This window comes from Pseudomonas sp. RT4P38 (genome assembly GCF_054897765.1).
This window is the reverse complement of record NZ_CM142703.1, coordinates 6,174,881-6,196,077: the sequence shown is the minus strand read 5'-3', so window position 1 is coordinate 6,196,077 and position 21,197 is coordinate 6,174,881. Positions and strand designations below refer to the sequence as shown.

Sequence of the window (21,197 nt, the reverse complement as noted above, 5' to 3'; positions counted from 1 at the left end):
TGTGGCGCTCAATAGCATCGAAGAACTGGTTGAAGACATCCGCCAAGGCAAGATGGTCATCCTCATGGATGACGAAGACCGCGAGAACGAAGGCGACCTGATCATGGCCGCCGAGTGCTGCCAGCCAGAACACATCAACTTCATGGCCAAGCACGCCCGTGGCCTGATCTGCATGCCGATGAGTCGCGAGCGCTGCGAACTGCTGAAGCTGCCTCTGATGGCCCCGCGTAACGGTTCCGGTTTCGGCACCAAGTTCACCGTGTCCATCGAAGCAGCCACCGGCGTGACCACCGGCATTTCTGCCGCCGACCGTGCGCGTACCGTGCAGGCCGCTGCCGCAAAAGACGCCAAGGCTGAAGACATCGTCAGCCCCGGTCACATCTTCCCGCTGATGGCCCAGGCTGGCGGCACCCTCGCTCGCGCCGGCCACACCGAAGCGGCGTGCGACCTCGCGCGCATGGCCGGTTTCGAGCCGAGCGGCGTGATCTGCGAAGTGATGAACGACGACGGCACCATGTCCCGCCGCGCGGAACTGGAAGCGTTTGCTGCCGAACACAACATCAAGATCGGCACCATCGCCGACCTTATTCACTACCGGATGATCCACGAACGTACCGTTCAGCGGATTGCCGAGCAGCCGCTGGACAGCGAACTGGGCCAATTCAACCTGGTGACCTATCGTGATTCCGTGGAAGGCGACGTGCACATGGCCCTGACTCTGGGCACCGTGTGCGCCGAAGAGCCGACCCTGGTTCGGGTGCATAACATGGACCCGCTGCGCGACCTGTTGATGGTCAAGCAACCCGGCCGCTGGAGCCTGCGCGCCGCGATGGCTGCGGTGGCCGAGGCTGGCAGCGGTGTCGTGCTGTTGCTCGGTCACCCGCTCGATGGCGACGTATTGCTGGCACACATCCGTGAAACCGCGGAGCACGTACCGGCGAAAAAACCGACCACCTACAGCATCGTTGGTGCCGGTTCGCAGATCCTTCGGGACCTGGGCGTGCGCAAAATGCGCCTGATGAGTGCGCCAATGAAATTTAATGCGATATCCGGTTTCGATCTGGAAGTTGTAGAATACGTGCCCTCCGAATAATGACCGGTTGTTTCCAGTCCTTGATTCGCGGTTAACACATCACTGAGGGACGCGTAGAAAACGCGTCCCGGCTCTTTAAGAGATCTAACGAATGACCCTGAAGACCATCGAAGGTACCTTCATCGCCCCTAAAGGCCGCTACGCTTTGGTAGTAGGCCGTTTCAACAGCTTCGTCGTTGAAAGCCTGGTCAGCGGTGCAGTTGATGCCCTGGTTCGCCACGGCGTGAGCGAAAGCGACATCACCATCATCCGCGCGCCTGGCGCCTTCGAAATCCCGCTGGTTGCGCAAAAAGTCGCTCAAAAGGGCGAATACGCAGCAATCATTGCCTTGGGCGCGGTCATTCGTGGCGGTACTCCGCACTTCGAATACGTGGCTGGCGAATGCACCAAGGGCCTGGCCCAGGTGTCCATGGAGTTCGGCGTACCGGTCGCTTTCGGCGTGCTGACCGTTGATTCCATCGAGCAAGCCATCGAACGTTCCGGCACCAAGGCCGGCAACAAAGGTGCTGAAGCTGCCCTGTCCGCTCTGGAAATGGTCAGCCTGCTGGCGCAGTTGGAGGCCAAGTGATTAGCGACGAAAGTGATCGTTTCAACCCGCGCGATCCAAAGCCTGCGGATGCCGGCAAGCCATCGAAAAGCGTCAAGCGTCGCGAAGCCCGTCAGCTCGCGACTCAGGCGCTGTACCAATGGCACATGGCCAAGCAGTCGCTGAACGAGATCGAAGCGCAGTTCCGGGTCGATAACGATTTCAGCGATGTCGATGCCGCTTACTTTCACGACATCCTGCACGGCGTTCCGGCTCACAAGCCTGAGATCGACGCTGTACTGACGCCGTGCCTGGACATCACGATCGAAGAGCTGGACCCGGTTGAACTGGCCGTTCTGCGTCTGTCGACCTGGGAACTGCTCAAGCGCGTCGACGTGCCGTACCGCGTTGTGATCAACGAAGGTATCGAGCTGGCCAAAGTCTTCGGTTCCACCGACGGCCACAAGTTCGTCAACGGTGTGCTCGACAAGCTGGCCCCACGTCTGCGTGAAGCTGAAGTCAAGGCGTTCAAGCGCTGATTGGCGCTTGAACGGCTGCCAAATGGGCGAGTTTGAACTGATCCGCAACTTCTTCGCCGCCGCGCCTTGTGCGCAGGGCGGCGAAGGCGTTGCCCTCGGGATCGGCGATGACTGCGCCTTGCTCGCTGTTCCCCCCGGGGAGCAGTTGGCGATTTCCACCGACACGCTGGTTGCCGGCGTGCATTTCGTAGATCCTTGCGAGCCGTTTCTGCTCGGTCAGCGCTCGCTGGCTGTGGCCGTCAGCGATCTGGCTGCCATGGGCGCCACCCCCATTGCCTTTACCCTTGCCCTGACTTTGCCGACGGTGACTGCCGATTGGCTGGATGCTTACGCGCGTGGTTTGAACGTCATGGCACAGAGCTGCGGTGTGGCGCTGGTGGGTGGTGATACCTCCCGAGGGCCGTTGAGCCTGACCATGAGCGTGTTCGGTCGTGTGCCGGCGGGCAAGGCGTTGACCCGCAGCGGTGCGCAGCCAGGCGACTTGCTGTGCGTTGGCGGTGAGCTTGGCAACGCTGCTGGCGCCTTGCCGTTGGTGCTTGGTCAGCGAACGGCTGAAGCTGCCATCGCCGATCCGCTGTTGGCGCATTACTGGTCGCCGCAGCCGCAGCTTGGGCTGGGAATGGCGCTTCGCGGTAAAGCCACCTCGGCGCTGGACATCTCCGACGGCCTGCTCGCGGACTGCGGGCATATTGCCCTCGCATCGAAGGTCGGCATTCAGATTGAACGGGACACGCTGCCATTGTCGAACGCTTTAGTCGCCTTCCTCGGTCAATCGGGTGCAGAAGTCGCGGCCCTGAGCGGCGGTGATGATTACGTGCTGGCCTTTACCTTGCCGTCCGTGGAGTTAGCGCAATTGTTGAGCGACGGCTGGCCGATCCATGTGGTCGGGCGCGTTGTGACGGGGCAGGGCGTGGTGCTGCTGGACGCCGTTGGGCAAGACATCACCCCGAAAGCCCGGGGCTATCAACATTTTCGGGAGACACCGTGACAGATCATCCCAAACAGGTCCCGGCGGAATTCGTACCACCGTCGGTCTGGCGCAATCCGTGGCATTTCCTGGCGTTCGGCTTCGGCTCGGGCACCCTGCCAAAAGCACCGGGCACCTGGGGTTCGTTAGTTGCGCTACCCTTTATCCCGTTGTGGCAGATGTTGCCCGACTGGGGCTACTGGCTGATGCTCGGCATCACCATGCTGTTTGGTTTCTGGCTGTGTGGCAAAGTGGCCGACGATTTGCGGGTGCACGACCACGAAGGCATCGTCTGGGACGAAATGGTCGGGATGTGGATCACCCTGTGGCTGGTGCCCGAAGGTTGGTACTGGTTGCTGGCCGGGTTTTTGATGTTCCGCTTCTTCGACATCCTCAAGCCGTGGCCGATCCACTGGATCGACCGGCATGTGCATGGCGGCGTCGGGATCATGCTCGATGATGTATTGGCCGGGGTGTTTGCGTGGCTGGCGATGCAGGGGCTGGTATGGATTTTCGCCTGAAGGGCGAAACAGGGGACTAAGGATGGCTCGACGCTGGTTGGCTGTGATGATTTTTGCGATGTTTTGCTCGCTCGCCCAGGCGGGTGACGAGGCGACAACGCCGTCGGTGATTCATCTGGCCAGCGAAGACTGGGAAGACTACACCGCCGCCGATGGCCACGGTCTGGGCTGGGACGTGTTGCGGGAAGTCTTCGAGCCGGCGGGGGTCAAACTAGATATCCGCAGCGAACCTTACGTCCGCTCCATGGGCCTGGCCCAGCGCGGCGAAGTCGACGCCTGTGTCGGTTCCTATCTTGATGAGTCCAGCGATCTGCTCTATCCGCACTGGAACTTCGATACCGATCACATCTATGCCCTGGGGCTGGCCAGCAACCCCGCGCCGACCCCGCAAACCCTCGGCAACTATCGGCTGGCCTGGGTCCGCGGCTACGATTATCAGGATTACCTGCCCAACGTACGCCGCTATAACGAAGTCATGCGGCGTACCGGGATTTTGTCGATGCTGATGCAAAACCGCGCCGACTACTACATCGACGCGCTGACCGAGGTCGACTATGTCCTCAGACGGGCCCAGGATCCGTCGCAGTTCCGTCGTACCCACATCGCGGAATTACCGCTGTATCTGTGCTTTGCCAAGACGCCCAAGGCCCGAAAACTGATGGCGCTGTTCGATCAGCGCATGGACGTGTTGGTGAAAAGCGGTCAGCTGAAACCGATCTTCGAGCGCTGGAAACAACCCTATCCGTTCGACGCGAACTGACCCAAATCTTGTGGCTGGCGACGATCCACTGTGGGAGCGAGCTTGCTCGCGATGACGGTGTGTCAGCCACGTCTCTGCTTGCTGACAGTCCGCCATCGCGAGCAAGCTCGCTCCCACAGGGTGAAGTGGCGCACCAGTGATCTAACTTTTTGATTGTTATGCCCCATAATTCAGCCTAAGCGTCTGTCGGAACGTGCTGTTACAATGCCGCGTCTGCGAATCTCCAGTACTTATTGATCAGGAGCACACCGGTGCCTGTCGTTTTTGTCGCCGCTTCCAAGCTGCCAACGCCTTTTGCGCAATTCACCATGCACGGCTTTCTCGATGAAGAAAACGGGCGCGAGCACGTTGTGCTGAGCCTGGGTGAGTTCGTCGACGGTGCCCCGGTACTCGGCCGGTTGCACTCCGAATGCCTGACCGGCGATGCCTTGTTCAGCCAGCGCTGCGACTGCGGTTCGCAACTCGAGGCCGCGTTGCAGGCCATCGCTCGTGAAGGCCGTGGCGTGTTGCTCTACTTGCGTCAGGAAGGCCGTGGCATTGGTCTGCTGAACAAGATCCGCGCCTATGAATTGCAGGATGGCGGTGCCGATACCGTTGAAGCCAACGAACGTCTGGGCTTTGCCGCTGATCAGCGTGACTATGCCATGTGCCTGCCGATGCTGGAGCACTTGGGCGTGAAGTCCCTGCGTTTGATGACCAACAACCCACGCAAGGTCAAAGCCTTGACCGACATGGGCATCGTGGTCGCCGAACGCGTGCCGCTGCACACCGGCCACAACCCGCACAACAAACTCTACCTGGCCACCAAGGCCAGCAAGCTCGACCACATGATGGGCAACGAGCATCAGGGTGAGGCTGACCGGGCGTGACCCGAGGTCAGGTGCGGCGGCGACTGTCCGTCAACTGGTGGCAATACCTGGCGTTGGCCTTGTTGCCGCTGTTGGTGATCAACGGCGTGTTTGGCCAGAGCGAGGCGATCCTGTCGGTGCTGGCAATGCCGTTGTTCATCGCGGGTGTGGCTTCGATGTTTGTCAGCCTGAAATTCTTTGGCGGCTACAAGCACGCGTTGATCGCCACTCAAAAAGCCCTCGACACCCCTGAAGAACCTGCTGCCTGGATCGCCCTGGCGGCCAAGCGTCGCACAGCGTTCCTGGCTGCCGGCCTGCCGGCCTGGATCGGCGCGCTGGCGGTATTCGTCGGCCTCGAAGCGGTGCCGTTGATGTTGTTGGCGCTGTCGACCCTGGTGCTGTTCTACCTCTATCGTATTCCGCGTCAACTCGGCTGATGCGACCCATCTGGCTAGCGGTTTTGCTGCTGGCCGTCAGTGGCCCGGCGGCTGCAGTCGAACGCGTTGTCAGCCTCGCGCCGTCCCTCTCTGAAATCGTTGTTGAGCTGGGTTCAGCTGACCTGCTGGTGGGTGTGCTGGATGCCGGAGAGCGTCCTGCCGAGCTCAAAGATCTGCCTTCCGTTGGCCGGTACGGCCAGCTGGACATGGAACACCTGCTCAGTCTCAAACCCGATCTGCTGTTGCTCTGGCCCGGCAGCGTTGGCCCGGCCCAGCGTGAGCAGCTCAAGCGGTTGAACATCCCGACCTACGTTGCCGAACCCCACAACCTCGAACAACTCACGTCGCAGATTGAGGCGATTGCCTCACAGCTCGGCCGTCCGGAGCGTGGCGTTTCATTGGCTGAAAAGTTGCGTCAACGACTGGATTCGCTGCGCCAGCGTTATCGCCGGGATGAGCCATTGCGAGTGTTTTATCAGGTCTGGGATCGACCGCTGTACACCGTTGGCGGCGGGCAGATCATCAGCGATGCGCTTGAAGTGTGCGGCGCGCGCAATGTGTTTGCCGACCTGACACTGCCGGCGCCTCAGGTCAGTATTGAGGCGGTATTGCAGCGTAATCCCGAAGTGATTCTGGCCAGCGATCAGGCGCAACTCGATGCGTGGAAAGCCTGGCCGCAAGTGGCGGCAGTGGCGCAGGGGCAATTGCTGTTGGTGACGGATAAAGGCCTGGAGCGGCCGAGCGGGCAGATGATCGAAGCGACGGCCAAGTTGTGCCAAGTGATTGCGCCGGATCACTGATACCGAGGTGCGGCCATCGCGAGCAAGCTCGCTCCCACACTGGATTTGTGAACGACACAAACCCCTGTGGGAGCGAGCTTGCTCGCGATGAGGCCAGCCCAAACACCGCTGGTTTCAGATCAGAGCTCCGGCGTCCAGGTCACCCCAAACATCCACGCCCGACCTTCCTCGCGATACCCATGCTGACTGCCATCATGGCTGTACAGCGCTCGGCTATAACCCTTGTCCAGCACGTTATCGACCTTAAGCTCAAGCTTGACCTCACGATTCAACGCCCAGCTGCTGCGCAACCCCAGCAGTGCATACCCGCCCAACGGCTGCTGATTGTTCTCATCGTCATAACTGCTGCTCACGGCCTGCCAACTGGCGCCGAGCCCCAGGCGATCGAACTGCCGATCCAGATCCAGGCTCAAGGTCCGCCGTGCACGGCGAGCCAGGGTGTGACCGCTGTCGCGATCCCGCGGGTCGATGACCGCCACGCCGAGGTTGCTCTGCCAGCCGACCAGTTCCTGTTTCAATGCCGCTTCGAACCCGTTGATCCGTGCCGAGGCCACGTTCTGCGGACGTGAGTTGCTGCCGAAAATAATCGCGTCTTCCAGGTCCGTACGGTAAAGCGAAGCTTCCAGGCGAGCGGTGTCGGTCAGCTGACTTCGCCATTGCAGCTCGTAGCTTTTCGAGGTCTCGGGTTTCAGATCCGGATTACTGAAATTGGGGTAATACAGATCATTGAACGTCGGCGCGCGGAAGCCTTCGCTGTAGGTCAGCAGCACATCGTTGTCCGGATTCAGCGGCAGGGTGAAGGTGCCGCTCCAGCTGTTCTGGCCGCCGAACTGCTGGTTCTGATCGCGGCGCAGACCCAGTTCGGTGGAGAAACTATCCGACTGATAGTGATGCTGAATGAACGCCGCACGGTTCCAGCGGCTGTCCTCGTCGAATGGCGTGCTGCTGTTGATTCGGTCCTCGTACCAGTCGCCGCCGAGGATCAGGCTGTTGCGCTCGTCGAGGGTCAGGTCGTTCTGCCAGTTCACCGAATCACGGTACGTGTTGAACACGCTGCGTTCGTCACTGAGCTTGTCCAAAGTCTTCTCGCGGTTTTCGCTGTGGCCGAACTCGACGCGGGTTTTCCACAGGTCGTTGATACGCGCATCCGCGTAACTGCTGATGCTGCTGACCGCGAATTCGCTGTAGGGCTGCTGCTGGACTGACTCGAACGTGTCCATGTCGAAGCGGCCGAACGGATTGTCGAACTCACTTTTGCCACGGTTATCCAGCAGGTTGGCGCCGATTTCGATGTCGTCGGTGAGGGCGTGACTCAGGCTCAAACTCATCGATTTGTTGCGGTATTCGTCGTGATCGCCGTCGCTGGGATACGACTTGCGGGTGCGATTGATTCCGGCGGTTTCATCGAAGCTGGCGCCGAGATTGAATCGCGTCTGCTCGTCACCGCCGGACAAACCGAGGCTGCGTTCCCAGGTCTGGTTGCTGCCAAAACCTACGTGCATTCGCGGCTGCAAACCGGGTTCGCCGCCACGGCGGGTGAAGATCTGAATCACCCCACCAATCGCGTCGCTGCCATAAATCACCGAGCGGGAGCCGCGCAGCACTTCCACGCGCTCGACCTGTTCGATGTTGATGTGTTGCAGGTTGCTGTCGCCCGAGGTGGAGTTGCCGATGCGCTGGCCGTCGACCAGCACCAGACTCTGGGCTGATTTAGTGCCGCGAATGTAAATCCCCGGCAGACTGCCGCGCCCGCCGGTTTGCCCGACTTGCACGCCGGGTACACGGCGCAGCAAATCGGTGACGCTGCTCGGTTGCAGGCGGTCGATGTCTTCGCGGGTGAAGACGGTGTTGGCGGCGCTGCTGTCATTGCGCGCTTCGACCTGACGGTTGGCGCTGATCAGCACGTCGGGAAGCTTCAGGGCCTGGTCGCGTTCGAAGGTGTCGGCCAGCAGTTGGCCGGCCGGCAGCAGGGTCAGCGTCAGGGCGAGGGGGAAGAGTTTCATCGGAAGTCCGTGGTCTTTCGGGGTAAGCACAAATCAAATGTGGGAGCGAGCTTGCTCGCGATGGCGGTGTTTCAGCCAACATTTAAGTCAACTGATGGTCCGCTATCGCGAGCAAGCTCGCTCCCACAGGGTTTTGTAGGTGTCTTTAGATGTTCAGCAGTTGCAGACGCTCACGAATCGACGCCTCGATCCCGGCCTCATCCAGCCCGCACTCGGCCAGCATTTGCGCAGGCTTGGCGTGCTCGACGTAACTGTCCGGCAAGCCCAGGTGCAGCATCGACTTGAGGATGTTTTCGCGGGCGAGAAACTCGCTGACGGCGCCACCGGCACCGCCCATGATCGCGTTCTCTTCGATCGTCACCAGCAGCTCATGGCTACCGGAGATTTCGCGAACCAGTGCTTCATCGAGCGGTTTGACGAAGCGCATGTCGACCACGGTTGCATCCAGCGTCTCTGCGACTTTCAGCGCCTCGGCCAGTTGTACGCCGAACACCAGCAGGGCGACTTTGCTGCCCTGACGACGAACCACACCTTTGCCGATTTCGATCGGTTCGAGGTTTTTTTCGATGGTCGCATTCGGACCATTGCCGCGCGGATAACGCACGGCCGCCGGGCCGTTGAACAGGTGACCGGTGGTGAGCATTTTGCGCAGTTCGTTTTCGTCGCTCGGGGTCATCACCAGGATGCCGGGGATGCAGCGCAGGAACGACAGGTCGAAGCTGCCCGCGTGCGTCGGGCCGTCTTCGCCCACTAAACCTGCGCGGTCGATGGCGAACAGCACGTCGAGGTTTTGCACCGCGACGTCATGAATCAGTTGATCGTAACCGCGTTGCAGGAACGTCGAGTAGATCGCCACCACCGGTTTCGCGCCTTCGCACGCCATGCCGGCGGCGAAGGTCACGGCGTGTTGCTCGGCAATCGCCACGTCGAAGTAGCGCAGCGGGAAGCGCTCGCTGAAAGCCACCAGATCGGAGCCTTCTTTCATCGCTGGAGTGATCCCGACAAGACGCGGATCGGACGCGGCCATGTCACACAGCCATTCGCCGAACACGCCGGAATACTTCGGCCCGCCGGCCTTTTTCGGCGCAGCGGCCGGCGCGTCCAGCGGTTCGAGTTTGGTGATCGCGTGGTAACCGATCGGGTCGACTTCTGCCGGGGCGAAGCCTTTGCCTTTCTTGGTGACGACGTGCAGGAACTGCGGACCTTTGAGATCGCGCATGTTGCGCAGAGTGGCGATCAGGGTCGGCAGGTCGTGGCCATCGATCGGGCCAATGTAGTTCCAGCCCAGCTCTTCGAACAGCGTGCCGGGCACCAGCATGCCTTTTGCGTATTCTTCGGTGCGCCGGGCGATTTCCCAGGCGCCGGGCAGGCGCGACAGGACCTTTTTGCTGCCTTCACGCATGCTTGCGTAAGTGCGGCTGGAAAGGATTTTCGCCAGGTAATTCGACAGCCCGCCAACGTTGCGCGAGATCGACATGTCGTTGTCGTTGAGGATCACCAGCATGTTGGCGTTCACTTCCGGCGCGTGGTTCAGCGCCTCGAACGCCATGCCGGCGGTCAGTGCGCCGTCACCGATGACGGCGATGGCCTTGCGATCACTGTTCTGCAGGCGGGCGGCAATCGCCATGCCCAGCGCTGCGCTGATCGAGGTGCTGGAGTGGCCGACGCCAAAGGTGTCGTACTCGCTCTCGGAGCGACGCGGGAAGGCGGCGACGCCGTCCTTCTGGCGCAGGGTGCCCATGCGCTCGCGACGGCCGGTGAGGATTTTGTGCGGATAGGCCTGATGACCCACGTCCCACACCAGCCGGTCGTCCGGGGTGTCGAACACGTAATGCAGCGCGATGGTCAGCTCGATGACGCCCAGGCCGGCACCGAAATGCCCGCCGGTCTGACCGACCGTGTAGAGCAATTCCAGGCGCAACTCATCAGCCAGGGTTTCCAGCTCGGCTTCGCCTAACCGGCGCAGGCCGTCCGGCGTGTTGGCACGGTCGAGCAGGGGCGTGGTCGGGCGCTTGCGGGGAATCTCATGAAACGTCGTGGGCATCAGGCGAATCGTTATAGGTATAAAAGATGCGGCAGTTTACCTGATGCATCGCCCCCTGCCCACGCGTTGGTTTTAACTTGGCGGATACGCCGTCAGCTGCGCCGGTCGACGATATAACGGGCCAGATCGCGCAACGGTTCGGCCGCCGCGTCAAACGGTCGCAGCGCGTGCAGGGCTTGATCGCGCAGTTCCAGCGCGTAGGCCTTGGCCGCGTCGAGACCGAGCAGGGCCGGGTAGGTCGGTTTGTCGCGAGCGATGTCCGCGCCCTGGCGTTTACCGAGGGTTTCGGTATCGCTTTCGACGTCGAGAATGTCGTCCTGGACCTGGAACGCCAGACCGATGGCCTGTGCATAAGTCTGCAAGGACTTCAGTTCGTCTTTCTCGGCCCGGCCACTGGCCAGGGCGCCGAGTTTGACGCTGACCTCGATCAACGCGCCGGTCTTGTGCCGGTGCATGTATTCGAGGGCTTTTTGATCGAGTTTCAGACCGACCGAACCGAGGTCGATGGCCTGACCGCCGACCATGCCCGCCGGTCCTGCCGCCAATGCCAAGGCACTGACCATTTGCAGACGGATCTCAGCGTCCGACGTACTCAGGCGCGGGTCGAGCAGGGCGCTGAAGGCCAGGCTCTGCAAGCCGTCACCGGCGAGGATCGCGCAGGCTTCATCGAATTTCTTGTGAGTCGTCGGCTGGCCGCGACGCAGATCGTCGTCGTCCATGGCCGGCAAATCGTCATGCACCAGGGAATAAGCGTGAATCAGCTCCACCGCGCAAGCTGCGCCGTTGGCTTGCTCAGCCTTGCCGCCCAGCGCTTCGCACGCGGCGTAGGCCAGCAGCGGGCGGACCCGTTTGCCGCCATTCATCACGCTGTAGCGCATGGCCTCGTACAGACGCGCGAGCTCAGGGCTCGGCGCGTTGAACAAGGTTTCCAGTGCAGCATTGACGCGGGCCTGGCTGGTCGCCGAATACGCTGCAATCATTCTGGCTGATCCGCTTCGAAGGGTTCCTCGGCCAGCTCGCCATCACGCTCGAGCAGCACCTGAACCTTTTGCTCGGCCTGGGCCAGCGCCGCCTGGCAATCGCGGGTCAGACCGATGCCCTGCTCGAAAGCCGTCAGCGAATCTTCTAGCGACAATTCGCCGTTCTCCAGACGCTCCACCAGCGTTTGCAGGTCAGCGAGAGATTGTTCGAAATCCAGTGCAGCTTTTTTGCGGGCCATGGCGGCTATTTCCGGTTGACGTTAAACCGGCGCGACACTAGCAGACATGGGGGTTATGGGCAAATGAGCGGGGGATTCATCCGCTGTATTTCCCCAGTAATCCAACCCTGTGGCGAGGGGATTTATCCCCGTTGGGTCGCGAAGCGGCCCCCAGCGTCCGGCCAAACAGACCGAGTTGTCCGGATTGACGACTGCTTCGCAGCCGAACGGGGCGGTGCGACGTGTCGCTAAATCCCCTCGCCACAGTTGTGTGTCGCAGCAGGTTACTGTGTTGAGTCATCGGGATAACTGATCCGGTACCGGGTACTACGCCCTCCGCCGGGCAGGCGTTCCAGGCAGCCCTTCTCCAGCAGTTCGGCCAGGTGACGGGTCGCGGTGGCTTTCGAAACCTTGGCGACTGCCTGGTATTGGGCCGCGCTGATGCCCGCATCGAAACCTCGCTCCCCGCCATCAAGCAAGCGGTTGAGAACCTTCATCTGTTCAGCCGACAATCCGGACTCCCGGTGCGCCTGCCAGAAACGCGCCTTGCCCAGCACGCTCTCGATCCGGCCCATGGCTTGTTGCAAGCTGCGCAGCAGGGTTTGCAGAAACCATTCCAGCCACTCGGTGATATCCAGCGTGGCTTTCTGGCAGGTTTCGAGCACTCGATAATATCCGGACCGATCTTCGAGAATGCTCGCCGACATGGCATAGAAACGGATGGCTTGGTCTTCGCCCTGAGCCAATGCCAGATCGGTGATCGTTCGCGTCAGGCGACCGTTGCCATCGTCGAAAGGGTGCAGAGTGACAAACCAGAAGTGCGCGATGCCGGCCCGCAGCAATGGATCAAGTCCCGCCTGATTTCGGCTGGCGGTAAACCAGGTGAGGAAGGTGTCGAGCTGTCGCTCAAGGCCCTGGCGAGGCGGGGCTTCGAAGTGAACGGTTGGCCTGTCGAGGCGGCCGGACACCACTTGCATCGGATCATCACCACGTAATGCGCCGACACGGATCGGCCGGGCAGCGAGATCGGTCTCTTGCTCGGGAAACAGCCATTCGTGCCAATCGAGTAATCGCTCCAGCGTCAGCGGTTCAGCGAAATGCTGAGTGGCATCGAGCATCAATTGCGCCAGCCCCTCGCTGCGCTGGCTGACATTATTGCCATCGACCAGATCCAGGCCCAGCCGTCGCGCCAAAGAGGAGCGAACCGAGCCGACATTCAGCTGCTCACCCTCAATGGCGGATGAGGTCACGATGTTCTGCAACAGCGCATCCAGTTCGCTCTGAGCGCTCAGCGAACTGCCCACTGAGCTTGCCATGCCCATCAATCGCCCTTGTGCTTGAACACACTCGCGCAACAACGGCCCCAGCCGCTCTGCTTGCCAGTTGAAGTTGGGCCAATCGGGCTGCTGCCAGATCCAGTGAGGTGCCATGTACTCGGTGCTCTTGGAGTGGGTGAGCCGAATAGAAACGTTATTCGGCTCATATAGTGAGCCGAATATGACGCCTATTCGGCTCACCGTCCACCTGCCAACGTGAATCCCACCGCAAATATAGATGTATCCGATTGTTAAAAAACCGCCGAATGGCTAATCTTCGCGCCTTCTACGACCCGATAGTCATGGGTCTTTCTGACGAAACGCAGTTTTGGATCTGTAACGCGCCGAGGATCGGGCGCAAGGTTTCGTTATGCATGGCAGGAGGCGTCACATGCGTTCATTTCTTCTATTGCTGATGGAACTCATCTGCGCGACCTCTGCCTGGGCCGAGCCTTCAGCCGAGGTGTCGGAACCGGTGGGTGGCTGGCGTTATTCCGGCCTGCTGGACCGCAGTGAAAACCCTCAAGTCGCCTATCCCACGCCACCGATCGATCGCGGTGTGCAGCGCAATCGCACCATGATCCAGGGCCAACTCAAGGCCATCGGCACTCAGCGAGGGCCGCACACCCTGGCCGTCAACGGCAATCCTCTGAATCTGTACACCGACGACCAGGGGCGTTTCGCCCGGCCGTATGCGTTCGGCGCCGGCTCCAACAGCGTCGAAGTGCGCAGCTCTGAAGGCAAATCGCTCAAGCGCGTTCAATTCTATGAAGCCAACAACCTGCGCACCCCGGCGCAGATTCGCGTGGTGTTGGGCTGGGATGACCCGAAAGCCGAACTCGATCTGCACATCGTTACCCCCGACGGCCAGCATGCGTTCTGGGCTCACTCGGCGCTGACCAATGGCGGCGGTCTGGACCCGGATGGCGTCGATGGCCCCGGCCCGGAAATGTTCACCATGACCGCGCCGTTGCATGGCACGTATCTGGTTTATGTGAACTATTGGGGCAACTTCGGCAGTGGCGGCTATAACTTCGATGAGACCAGCAACCAGAACGAGGTGATCACCTCGCAGATCAACCTGGTGCTCAACGAAAACACCGTCGACGAAAAACGCGAGACCTTCATCGTGCCCCTGCGGGCCATCGGTGACCTGCTGCTGGTCAAGACTTTCAACTATTAAGCATCCCGCTCCACGGATGACATCGGGTTTTGTGAACATGAGCGATAACACTGTTTCTCCGGCCGCTGACGCACCGGCTGCCAAACCTTCCCGGCGCTGGCCAGCCGTTCTGATCGGGCTGTGCCTGGTGGTCGGCGTTGCGGCCGGGTTGGGCTGGTTCATGCACAAACCCAAGGCACCGCCGGCGGAGTTGGCCAGCGACAAACTGGGCATGAGCCGGCCGGACAGTCTGCTCGAAACCCACTCCTTGAGCCAGTTGCCCAAGGACTTGCTGGCGGTGCCGTTCCTCAAGGAAACCCTGACTGAAGATTTCGTCTTCTATTACGAAACGCATGCGGATCGTCTCGGTTTGATCGGCAGTCTGCGGCGGATTATTTACGAACACGATTTGAAGCTGCAGGACAGCCTGATCGAGCAGCTCTTCGATCAACCGGCGGACGTGGCGCTGTGGCGTGGGGCGGATGGTCGCCTGAAAGACTTTTTGTTGGTGATGGATCGCGGTGGGCTGGCCAAGGTGCTGGAGCCGCTGGCCAAAGTGGCGCTGGATGATTCACAGCTGACCAAGCTCGGCGACGTGAAAGTCGGTGCCGACGATGTGGCGCTTTATCAACTCAACTACAACGCCAGCAAAGCGCTGGTGTTCGCCTCCCATGGCGACAAACTGGTGGTGCTGTCCAATCCGTCCAAGCTCTACGATCCGGGCAGCGGTCCGACCGAGGAGCCGGGTAGCGTTTCGACTCTGGCCATCGCCGCGTTGCTCAACGGCGACAAACTCTTCCCCGAAGCCTTCGGCCTGCCACCCCGCGCGCCCGAGGTGAAACAACGCCTCTCGGTGAATGCCAGCGTCCTGGCCATGGGGTACCAGCGTTTCATCCCGAACTTCGCCGGCCTGCGCTTCGACATGGACGACAAGGGTTGGCACAGCTTCCTCGCCATGGACGAACTGGACAACCAGCCGGACTTCGATTTCAAGCCGATCTGGCAAGCCATGCCGATGGGCGCCAGCGCCTGCGTAGCCTTGCCGCTCGCCGCAGAACAACAGAAACCGCTGCTGGTGAAACTCGGTGCCGAAGAGTCGGTGGCCCAGGCCCTGACCGAACACATGGCCGGTGCCGCCGGCCTGTGCTGGTACGCCGATTCGCGGTTGTACACGCCGTTGCTGGTGGCCAGCCTGAACGATGATGACAGCGCAAAACTCGACGGTGATCTGGGCAATTTGTTCGGCTCGATGGTCGGCGCCTACGAAGGCAACGTCGAAGAGCACGCGTTCCCGGTCATCGAGAAACAGGAAGGCTCAACCCACCAATGGCAGCGTCAGGTCAGCTCCAACTTCGGCCCTTACAAGGCCAAAGACGCCGAGCAACCGGACGCGATCACCGGCAAAGCCTTTATGCGCGTGAGCCTGGCGCGCCACGGCTCGACGCTGCTGTTCTCCCTCGACGACAAGCTGGTGGACAAAGCCCTCGGGACCCTCGACAAACGCTTCCCGCCGATGGCTGATGTGCTGCCAAAAGACCTGCTGATGCCGGTCTACTTCGGCCCGGATTCCATGGCGCAACTGATGCAACAGGAAACCCTCGACAGCCTGCCGCAGGACATGGAGCCGGTGTTTTACAACGCGGCGCAAACCTACCTGATCCCCAAACTGCGCAAGCTCGGCGGTTACGGCAAGTACGCACTGACGCTTCCAGAAGGCAGCGAGCCCGACGGCCACTGGCAGTGGCTGCCGCTGGAATGGAAAGCCCTGTGACAGCACTCATCCGAGGCCTCGGCCTGCTGGCGTTGCTGCTGGGTATCCGGGCATTTGCCGCTGAGGCGCCGCCACTGGACGTGCAGCAATCCCAGGTGTTCCGTGCCTGGTTCGTGCGCATCGCTCAGGAACAACTGACCCAAGGTCCGAGCCCGCGCTGGTATCAGCAGGACTGCGCCGGCCTGGTCCGTTTTGCTGCCAACGAAGCGCTGAAAGTCCATAACGATAAATGGCTGCGCAGCAATGGCCTGTCCAACCGCTACTTGCCGCCGGAGCTGCAATTGAGCGAGTCCCAACGCGGCCTCGCCCAGCAATGGCAGCAGGGCGGCGGCAAGGTCGGGCCGTACGTCAACGCAATCAAACTGATTCAGTTCAACAGCCATTTGGTCGGCCGCGATTTAGCGCAAGCCCGGCCCGGCGACCTGATGTTTTTCGATCAGGGCGACGACCAGCACCTGATGATCTGGATGGGCCGCTACATCGTCTATCACACCGGCTCGACAACGCCCCCCCCATCCCCCCCGACTGACAACGGCATGCGCTCCGCAAGCCTGCAGCAACTCATGACATGGAAGGACACCCGATGGATACCCGACGCAGCCAACCCCAACTTCATCGGCGTCTATCGACTGAACTTTCTCTCCCAATGATCGGTGCCCGCATGCTGCGTTTTCTGCCTCTGCTGTTGGTCTTAGTGTTGCCTTTTTCGGCGGTCAACGCCGAAGACACTGTCGAGCCGAGCGGTTACACACCGGTTGCCGGTGAAAGCTTTTTCCTGCTGGCCGACAGCAGTTTTGCCGCCGACGAACAGGCGATGGTTCGCCTCGAAGCACCGGGTCGCGACTACCGGCGGTTCCGCATGGAGCCTTACGGCGGCGCCGACATTCGCGTGTACCGCATCGACAAGCCGCTGGATTTCCTCAAGCGCCAGAAGAACCTGCACAGGGTGGTCAGTGACGGCCAGTTCAAGGGCGAAGGCCTGTCGAATACGCTCGCATACCTGTGGGACAACTGGTACCGCAAATCCCGTCGGGTAATGCAGCGCGCGTTCTCCTACGAATCGCGTAAACAAGTCACCGAGGAAGTGCCGGAACTGAAGATGGGCACCGCCATCGCCGCGCCAACGCCCTACGACGCCCAGCCGCAATTCGCGTTGATTCCAGGCTTGCCGGTAGTCAGTCAATTCCGTTATCCGCTGTGGCAAGCCAAACCGATCCAGCCGCCTGAGGGCGTGAACCTGGCCGGTTCTTCCAGCGAGTTCGTCAGCGTTGCACCGGGCAACGTGTATATCCCGTTGGGCAATCTGAAGCCGGGTCTGTACCTGGTGGAAGCGCTGATTGGTAAATACCGTGCGACCACCATGGTCTTCGTTTCCAACACCGTGGCCGTGAGCAAGATTGCCGGTGATGAATTGCTGGTGTGGGCCGCGCGCAAACACGAAGGCAGTTCGGTGCCGAAGGTCAATGTTCTATGGACCGATGGGTTGGGCGTGATGAGCAGCGGCGCTACCGATGCCGATGGTTTGCTGCGCCTGAAACATGTCAGCCCGGAGCGTTCGTTCGTGATTGGCGAGGACGAAGAGGGCGGGGTGTTTGTCTCCGAAAACTTCTATTACGACAGCGAAATCTACGACACCAAACTCTATGCCTTCACTGACCGGCCGCTGTATCGGCCGGGGGATTGGGTGTCGCTGAAAATCGTCGGTCGCGAGTTCAAGAATGCCCGCGACTCGGTGCTGCCGACGGCAGCTGACGTCAACGTGACCGTGCTCGATGCCACCGGCACTGCGCTGCAATCGCTGGCGCTGAAACTTGATTCCAAGGCTGGCACTCAAGGCCGTTTCCAGTTGCCGGACAACGCGGTGGCGGGTGGTTATGAGCTGCGTTTCAGCTACAAGGATCAGGCCTACAGCAGCGCCTTCCGCGTTGCGGAATACATCAAGCCGCACTTCGAGATTTCCCTGAACCTGGCCAAGCAGGATTACCGCACCGGCGAGCCCGTGAAAGGCAACCTGGTGCTGCTGTACCCGGACGGAAAACCGGTGGCCAACGCCAAGTTGAGCCTGAGTCTGCGCGCCCAACAACTGTCGATGGTCGACAACGAACTGCAATACCTCGGGCAATTCCCGGTTGAGTTGACCAGCACCGAACTGACCACCGATTCCAAGGGCAACGCGACGCTCGATCTGCCGGCTGCCGAGAAACCGAGTCGCTACATGCTCACTGTGTTCGCCAGCGACGGCGCGGCGTATCGGGTCAAGACCACCAAGGAAATCCTCATCGACCGTGGCGCCGCGAGTTTCAGCCTGCGCGCGCCGCAGCGTTTTAGCGCGGTGGGCGATAAGGTTGCGTTCAGTTATTTGAATGAAGGCGGCAGCGAGCAAAGCAAAGCGGTCACTCCGAGCAGCTACGGCTGGGTAAGACTGGAAGATCAGTCCGCTGGCGAAGGCAAACTCGCCGCGAGCGATAAAGGCTTCACCGTGGCCTTCGACCGTCCGGGCACCTACAACCTGACGTTGAAGGATGACCATGGCCGCGTGGTGGGCGCCACCGGTCATTCGGTCACTGGCGACGGCGTCAAAGCCGTGCCGGGCACCGTGGAAATCGTCCTCGACAAACCCGAGTACAAGGCCGGTGACGAAGCCCTCGCATTGATCACCTTCCCTGAGCCGATCAGCGATGCATTGCTGTCGCTCGAGCGCGACAAGGTCGAGGCCACAGCGCTGCTGTCCAAGGGCGGCGACTGGCTGAAGATGGAAAAACTCAGCGAGACCCAGTACCGCGCGCGGATTGCGGTGAAGGATAATTTCGCGCCGAACCTGACCTTCTCGGTGCTCTACACCAAGGGTGGTCAGTACAGCTTCCAGAACGCCGGCATCAAGGTGATCGCGCCGCAGATCGACGTGGCCATCGCCACCGATAAAGAGTCGTATCAGCCGGGCGATACCGTGTCGGTTGACTTGACCACCGAGTTCGCTGGCAAGCCGATCCCGGCGCACCTGACGGTCAGCGTGGTCGACGAAATGGTCTACGCCCTGCAACCGGAAGTCGCGCCGACCATCGACCAGTTTTTCTACCACCCGCGCCGCAACAATGTGCGCACCAGCGCCAGTCTGTCGTTCATTAGTTACGACGTGGCATTGCCGGGCAGCCCGGGTGCGCCGGGCAAAGCCAACCGCAGTGAGCGGGGCGTGAAAGTGCTGGAGCGGCCGCGTCGTGAAGACGTTGATACCGCAGCGTGGCAGCCGGAACTGGTGACCGACGCCAACGGCAAAACCCGTTTCACCTTCAAGATGCCGGACTCGCTGACCCGCTGGCGCATCACTGCGCGGGCCATTGCTGATGACGGTCAGGTCGGGCAGAAGAAGCAATTCGTACGCTCGGAAAAACCGCTGTACCTGAAGTGGAGCGGGCCAACCAAATTCCGCAACGGCGACAAACCCGATCTCGGCGTGTTCGCTTTCAGTCAGGCCGAACAACCGGTCAAGGCTGAGCTGGTGATTCATTACGCTGGCACCGAACAGCGCGTGCCGGTGACCCTGAACAACGGCATCAACTACATCGCGCTGCCGGCGTTCGCGTTGGCCAGTGGCGAGTGGACGGCTGAGCTGGTGCAAGACGGCCAAACCGCCGATGCGCTGGCCGTGCGCCTGACCGCCACCGGTGAAGGCTGGCAGGTCACGCAAAGCCAAAGCCTGGACGTGGCCAGCGGTGATACGCCGCTGACCTTGCCAGCGGACGCGACGGATGTTCGCCTGCGTCTGGATGACAGTCCGCAAGCGCTGTTCCGTTCCGCCCTCGATGATTTGCTGAGTTATCCGTACGGCGGTGTTGAACAAACCGCTAGCCGCTTGCTGCCGTTAAGCATCGCTTATCCGACCTTGGCGTCGAATCCGCAGATTCGCGACCGCTTGCGCCTGATCATGCAGAACAGCCGCCTGCGTCTGGTGCAAATGGCCGGGCCTTCGGCGAGTTTCACCTGGTGGGGCATGGACGGTGAGCCGGATGCATTCCTCACTGCTTACGCTTACTACGCCGACTGGCACGCCAGCAAAGCGTTGGAGTTGAGCCTGCCGCCGGGGCATTGGCAGCGGGTGCTGGAGGTTTATTCGAAACAGGCCAATAACACGCCGCTGTTGCAGAGAGCGCTGATTCTATCGTTCGCCAAACAGATGCAATTGCCGGTGAACACTTTGCTCAGCGGTTTGATGGATGACCTGTCGAAAGCGGGTGAGGGTAATGCGGCGAACCTAATGGAGGATGGTGAGGACAGCATGGTCATGAGCGATCCGGATTCGGCGCTTGGTTTGGCGGCGGCTCGTGCGTTGACCGCCTCTTTGGCTAAGCAGTCGAAGGTCAATTTGCCGGAGTCTTTCCATCGTCAGTTGGCGGACGCTCAGCAGCGTTTGGCGGTCAGTTCTCAACCGTTTGCCGAAGCGTTGAACCTGTCGCTGCAAGCCTTCGATCAGGCTCACGCGGCAGCGTTGCTGCAACGTCTGCTACCCCAACAATCGACACTGGAACGCGCGTTGGCGCTGACCTGGCTGCAACGCAGTATCGAGCAGGCTTCGCCCGCCGTCGCGCTGACGCCGGGTGAAGGCTGGAAGCAGGAGCAGGGAGCGACCGGTGAGGTTTATTGGACGTGGCAGGGTTCTTCGCCAGTGCCGGCGGTGTTATCACTGATCGGCGCGCAAGAGCGTCCGTTGCGAGCGGCATTGAGCTTCCAGACCCGGCAACCACCGGTAGATCCGATGGCCGTGGCCATCACCCGTCGCCTGTCGCGTCTGGTGCCAGGAGACGAAGCCTTCAACTTCAAACTGGAAGCGGTCGGCAACAAGCCGTTGTCCAGCGACAGCCTGTATCTGGATGAAGTGATCATCACCAGCAAAGCCGCCAAACCGCTGCGCTACGGCATGCTCGAAGTGCCGCTGCCACCGGGCGCCGATGTCGAGCGCACCACGTGGGGCATCAAGCTGATGGGCAAGGCCGGCACCGAGCCGGCAGCGCTGGAGAAGGCCCGTTTCGAACCGGGGCAAATGGCTTACGCGATTCCGGTGGATGCCTTGAGCGGCGAATTGCGTCTGCGTCATCTGGTGCGCTTCTCGCAGAAGGGCCAGTTCAACCTGCCACCGGTGCGCTTCACTCAGGTCTACGCGCCACAGCATCAGGCTCAGGAACAAAAACCGGCCCTCAGCCAAGTCACGGTCAACTGA

At 61.0% G+C, this 21,197-nt stretch carries 18 protein-coding genes; 13 read left to right on the top strand and 5 right to left on the bottom strand.

Features of this window, described 5'->3' with window-relative positions; all coding sequences use genetic code 11:
• Position 1: 1 nt before the first annotated feature.
• The 9 genes from ribBA to ACYZT7_RS28790 all read left to right on the top strand — a co-directional run bounded on the left by ribBA (position 2) and on the right by ACYZT7_RS28790 (position 6,491).
• Entirely contained in the window at positions 2-1,093 is a 1,092-nt protein-coding gene (gene ribBA, locus ACYZT7_RS28830; protein WP_033059428.1) for a bifunctional 3,4-dihydroxy-2-butanone-4-phosphate synthase/GTP cyclohydrolase II, read from the top strand.
• A gap of 91 nt (positions 1,094-1,184) precedes the next feature.
• Complete coding sequence (gene ribH, locus ACYZT7_RS28825) at positions 1,185-1,661, top strand: 6,7-dimethyl-8-ribityllumazine synthase (RefSeq protein ID WP_003185938.1); 477 nt, start codon at positions 1,185-1,187, stop codon at positions 1,659-1,661.
• Complete coding sequence (nusB, locus tag ACYZT7_RS28820; RefSeq protein ID WP_149418519.1) at positions 1,658-2,158, top strand: transcription antitermination factor NusB; 501 nt, start codon at positions 1,658-1,660, stop codon at positions 2,156-2,158. The genes ribH and nusB overlap by 4 nt, the downstream gene beginning before the upstream one ends.
• Positions 2,159-2,180: 22 nt before the next feature.
• Positions 2,181-3,146 carry a thiamine-phosphate kinase gene (gene thiL, locus ACYZT7_RS28815; RefSeq protein ID WP_462039147.1) on the top strand — a complete coding sequence of 322 codons (966 nt, stop codon included), beginning with the start codon at positions 2,181-2,183 and terminating at the stop codon, positions 3,144-3,146.
• Entirely contained in the window at positions 3,143-3,646 is a 504-nt protein-coding gene (locus tag ACYZT7_RS28810; RefSeq protein ID WP_150782649.1) for a phosphatidylglycerophosphatase A family protein, read from the top strand. Before thiL ends, ACYZT7_RS28810 begins: the two co-directional genes overlap by 4 nt.
• A gap of 22 nt (positions 3,647-3,668) precedes the next feature.
• Positions 3,669-4,406, top strand: coding sequence for a substrate-binding periplasmic protein (locus ACYZT7_RS28805; RefSeq protein ID WP_462039146.1), 738 nt, complete (start codon positions 3,669-3,671; stop codon positions 4,404-4,406).
• A gap of 251 nt (positions 4,407-4,657) precedes the next feature.
• Positions 4,658-5,275, top strand: coding sequence for a GTP cyclohydrolase II (gene ribA / locus ACYZT7_RS28800; RefSeq protein WP_033059420.1), 618 nt, complete (start codon positions 4,658-4,660; stop codon positions 5,273-5,275).
• Positions 5,272-5,691 carry an MFS transporter gene (locus ACYZT7_RS28795; RefSeq protein WP_462039145.1) on the top strand — a complete coding sequence of 140 codons (420 nt, stop codon included), beginning with the start codon at positions 5,272-5,274 and terminating at the stop codon, positions 5,689-5,691. Before ribA ends, ACYZT7_RS28795 begins: the two co-directional genes overlap by 4 nt.
• Positions 5,691-6,491 carry a cobalamin-binding protein gene (locus tag ACYZT7_RS28790; protein ID WP_462039144.1) on the top strand — a complete coding sequence of 267 codons (801 nt, stop codon included), beginning with the start codon at positions 5,691-5,693 and terminating at the stop codon, positions 6,489-6,491. The genes ACYZT7_RS28795 and ACYZT7_RS28790 overlap by 1 nt, the downstream gene beginning before the upstream one ends.
• A gap of 119 nt (positions 6,492-6,610) precedes the next feature.
• Here ACYZT7_RS28790 and ACYZT7_RS28785 read toward each other — a convergent pair whose 3' ends face one another.
• From ACYZT7_RS28785 to ACYZT7_RS28765, 5 genes are all read right to left on the bottom strand, one after another.
• Positions 6,611-8,494, bottom strand: a complete 1,884-nt coding sequence (locus ACYZT7_RS28785; protein WP_462039143.1) for a TonB-dependent receptor domain-containing protein — start codon at positions 8,492-8,494, stop codon at positions 6,611-6,613.
• 145 nt (positions 8,495-8,639) lie between these two features.
• On the bottom strand, positions 8,640-10,538 hold the full coding sequence (gene dxs, locus ACYZT7_RS28780) for a 1-deoxy-D-xylulose-5-phosphate synthase (RefSeq protein WP_462039142.1): 1,899 nt from the start codon (positions 10,536-10,538) through the stop codon (positions 8,640-8,642).
• 92 nt (positions 10,539-10,630) lie between these two features.
• Complete coding sequence (ispA, locus tag ACYZT7_RS28775; RefSeq protein ID WP_129440828.1) at positions 10,631-11,518, bottom strand: (2E,6E)-farnesyl diphosphate synthase; 888 nt, start codon at positions 11,516-11,518, stop codon at positions 10,631-10,633.
• A complete protein-coding gene (locus tag ACYZT7_RS28770; protein ID WP_056743654.1) occupies positions 11,515-11,757 on the bottom strand; it encodes an exodeoxyribonuclease VII small subunit in 243 nt (80 codons plus the stop codon). The genes ispA and ACYZT7_RS28770 overlap by 4 nt, the downstream gene beginning before the upstream one ends.
• A 263-nt stretch (positions 11,758-12,020) precedes the next feature.
• Positions 12,021-13,166: a Fic family protein gene (locus tag ACYZT7_RS28765; RefSeq protein ID WP_462039141.1), complete on the bottom strand. Its 1,146-nt coding sequence runs from the start codon at positions 13,164-13,166 to the stop codon at positions 12,021-12,023.
• Between the two features lie 277 nt (positions 13,167-13,443).
• Here ACYZT7_RS28765 and ACYZT7_RS28760 point away from each other — a divergent pair, with 277 nt between their 5' ends.
• The 4 genes from ACYZT7_RS28760 to ACYZT7_RS28745 are packed head-to-tail and all read left to right on the top strand — an operon-like array spanning position 13,444 to position 21,197.
• Complete coding sequence (locus ACYZT7_RS28760) at positions 13,444-14,235, top strand: YfaP family protein (protein WP_462039140.1); 792 nt, start codon at positions 13,444-13,446, stop codon at positions 14,233-14,235.
• A gap of 37 nt (positions 14,236-14,272) precedes the next feature.
• Entirely contained in the window at positions 14,273-15,985 is a 1,713-nt protein-coding gene (locus tag ACYZT7_RS28755; protein ID WP_462039139.1) for a DUF2138 domain-containing protein, read from the top strand.
• Positions 15,970-16,635 (top strand): DUF1175 domain-containing protein, encoded by a 666-nt coding sequence (locus tag ACYZT7_RS28750; RefSeq protein ID WP_462039138.1) that lies wholly within the window; start codon positions 15,970-15,972, stop codon positions 16,633-16,635. Before ACYZT7_RS28755 ends, ACYZT7_RS28750 begins: the two co-directional genes overlap by 16 nt.
• On the top strand, positions 16,632-21,197 hold the full coding sequence (locus ACYZT7_RS28745; RefSeq protein WP_462041877.1) for an alpha-2-macroglobulin family protein: 4,566 nt from the start codon (positions 16,632-16,634) through the stop codon (positions 21,195-21,197). Before ACYZT7_RS28750 ends, ACYZT7_RS28745 begins: the two co-directional genes overlap by 4 nt.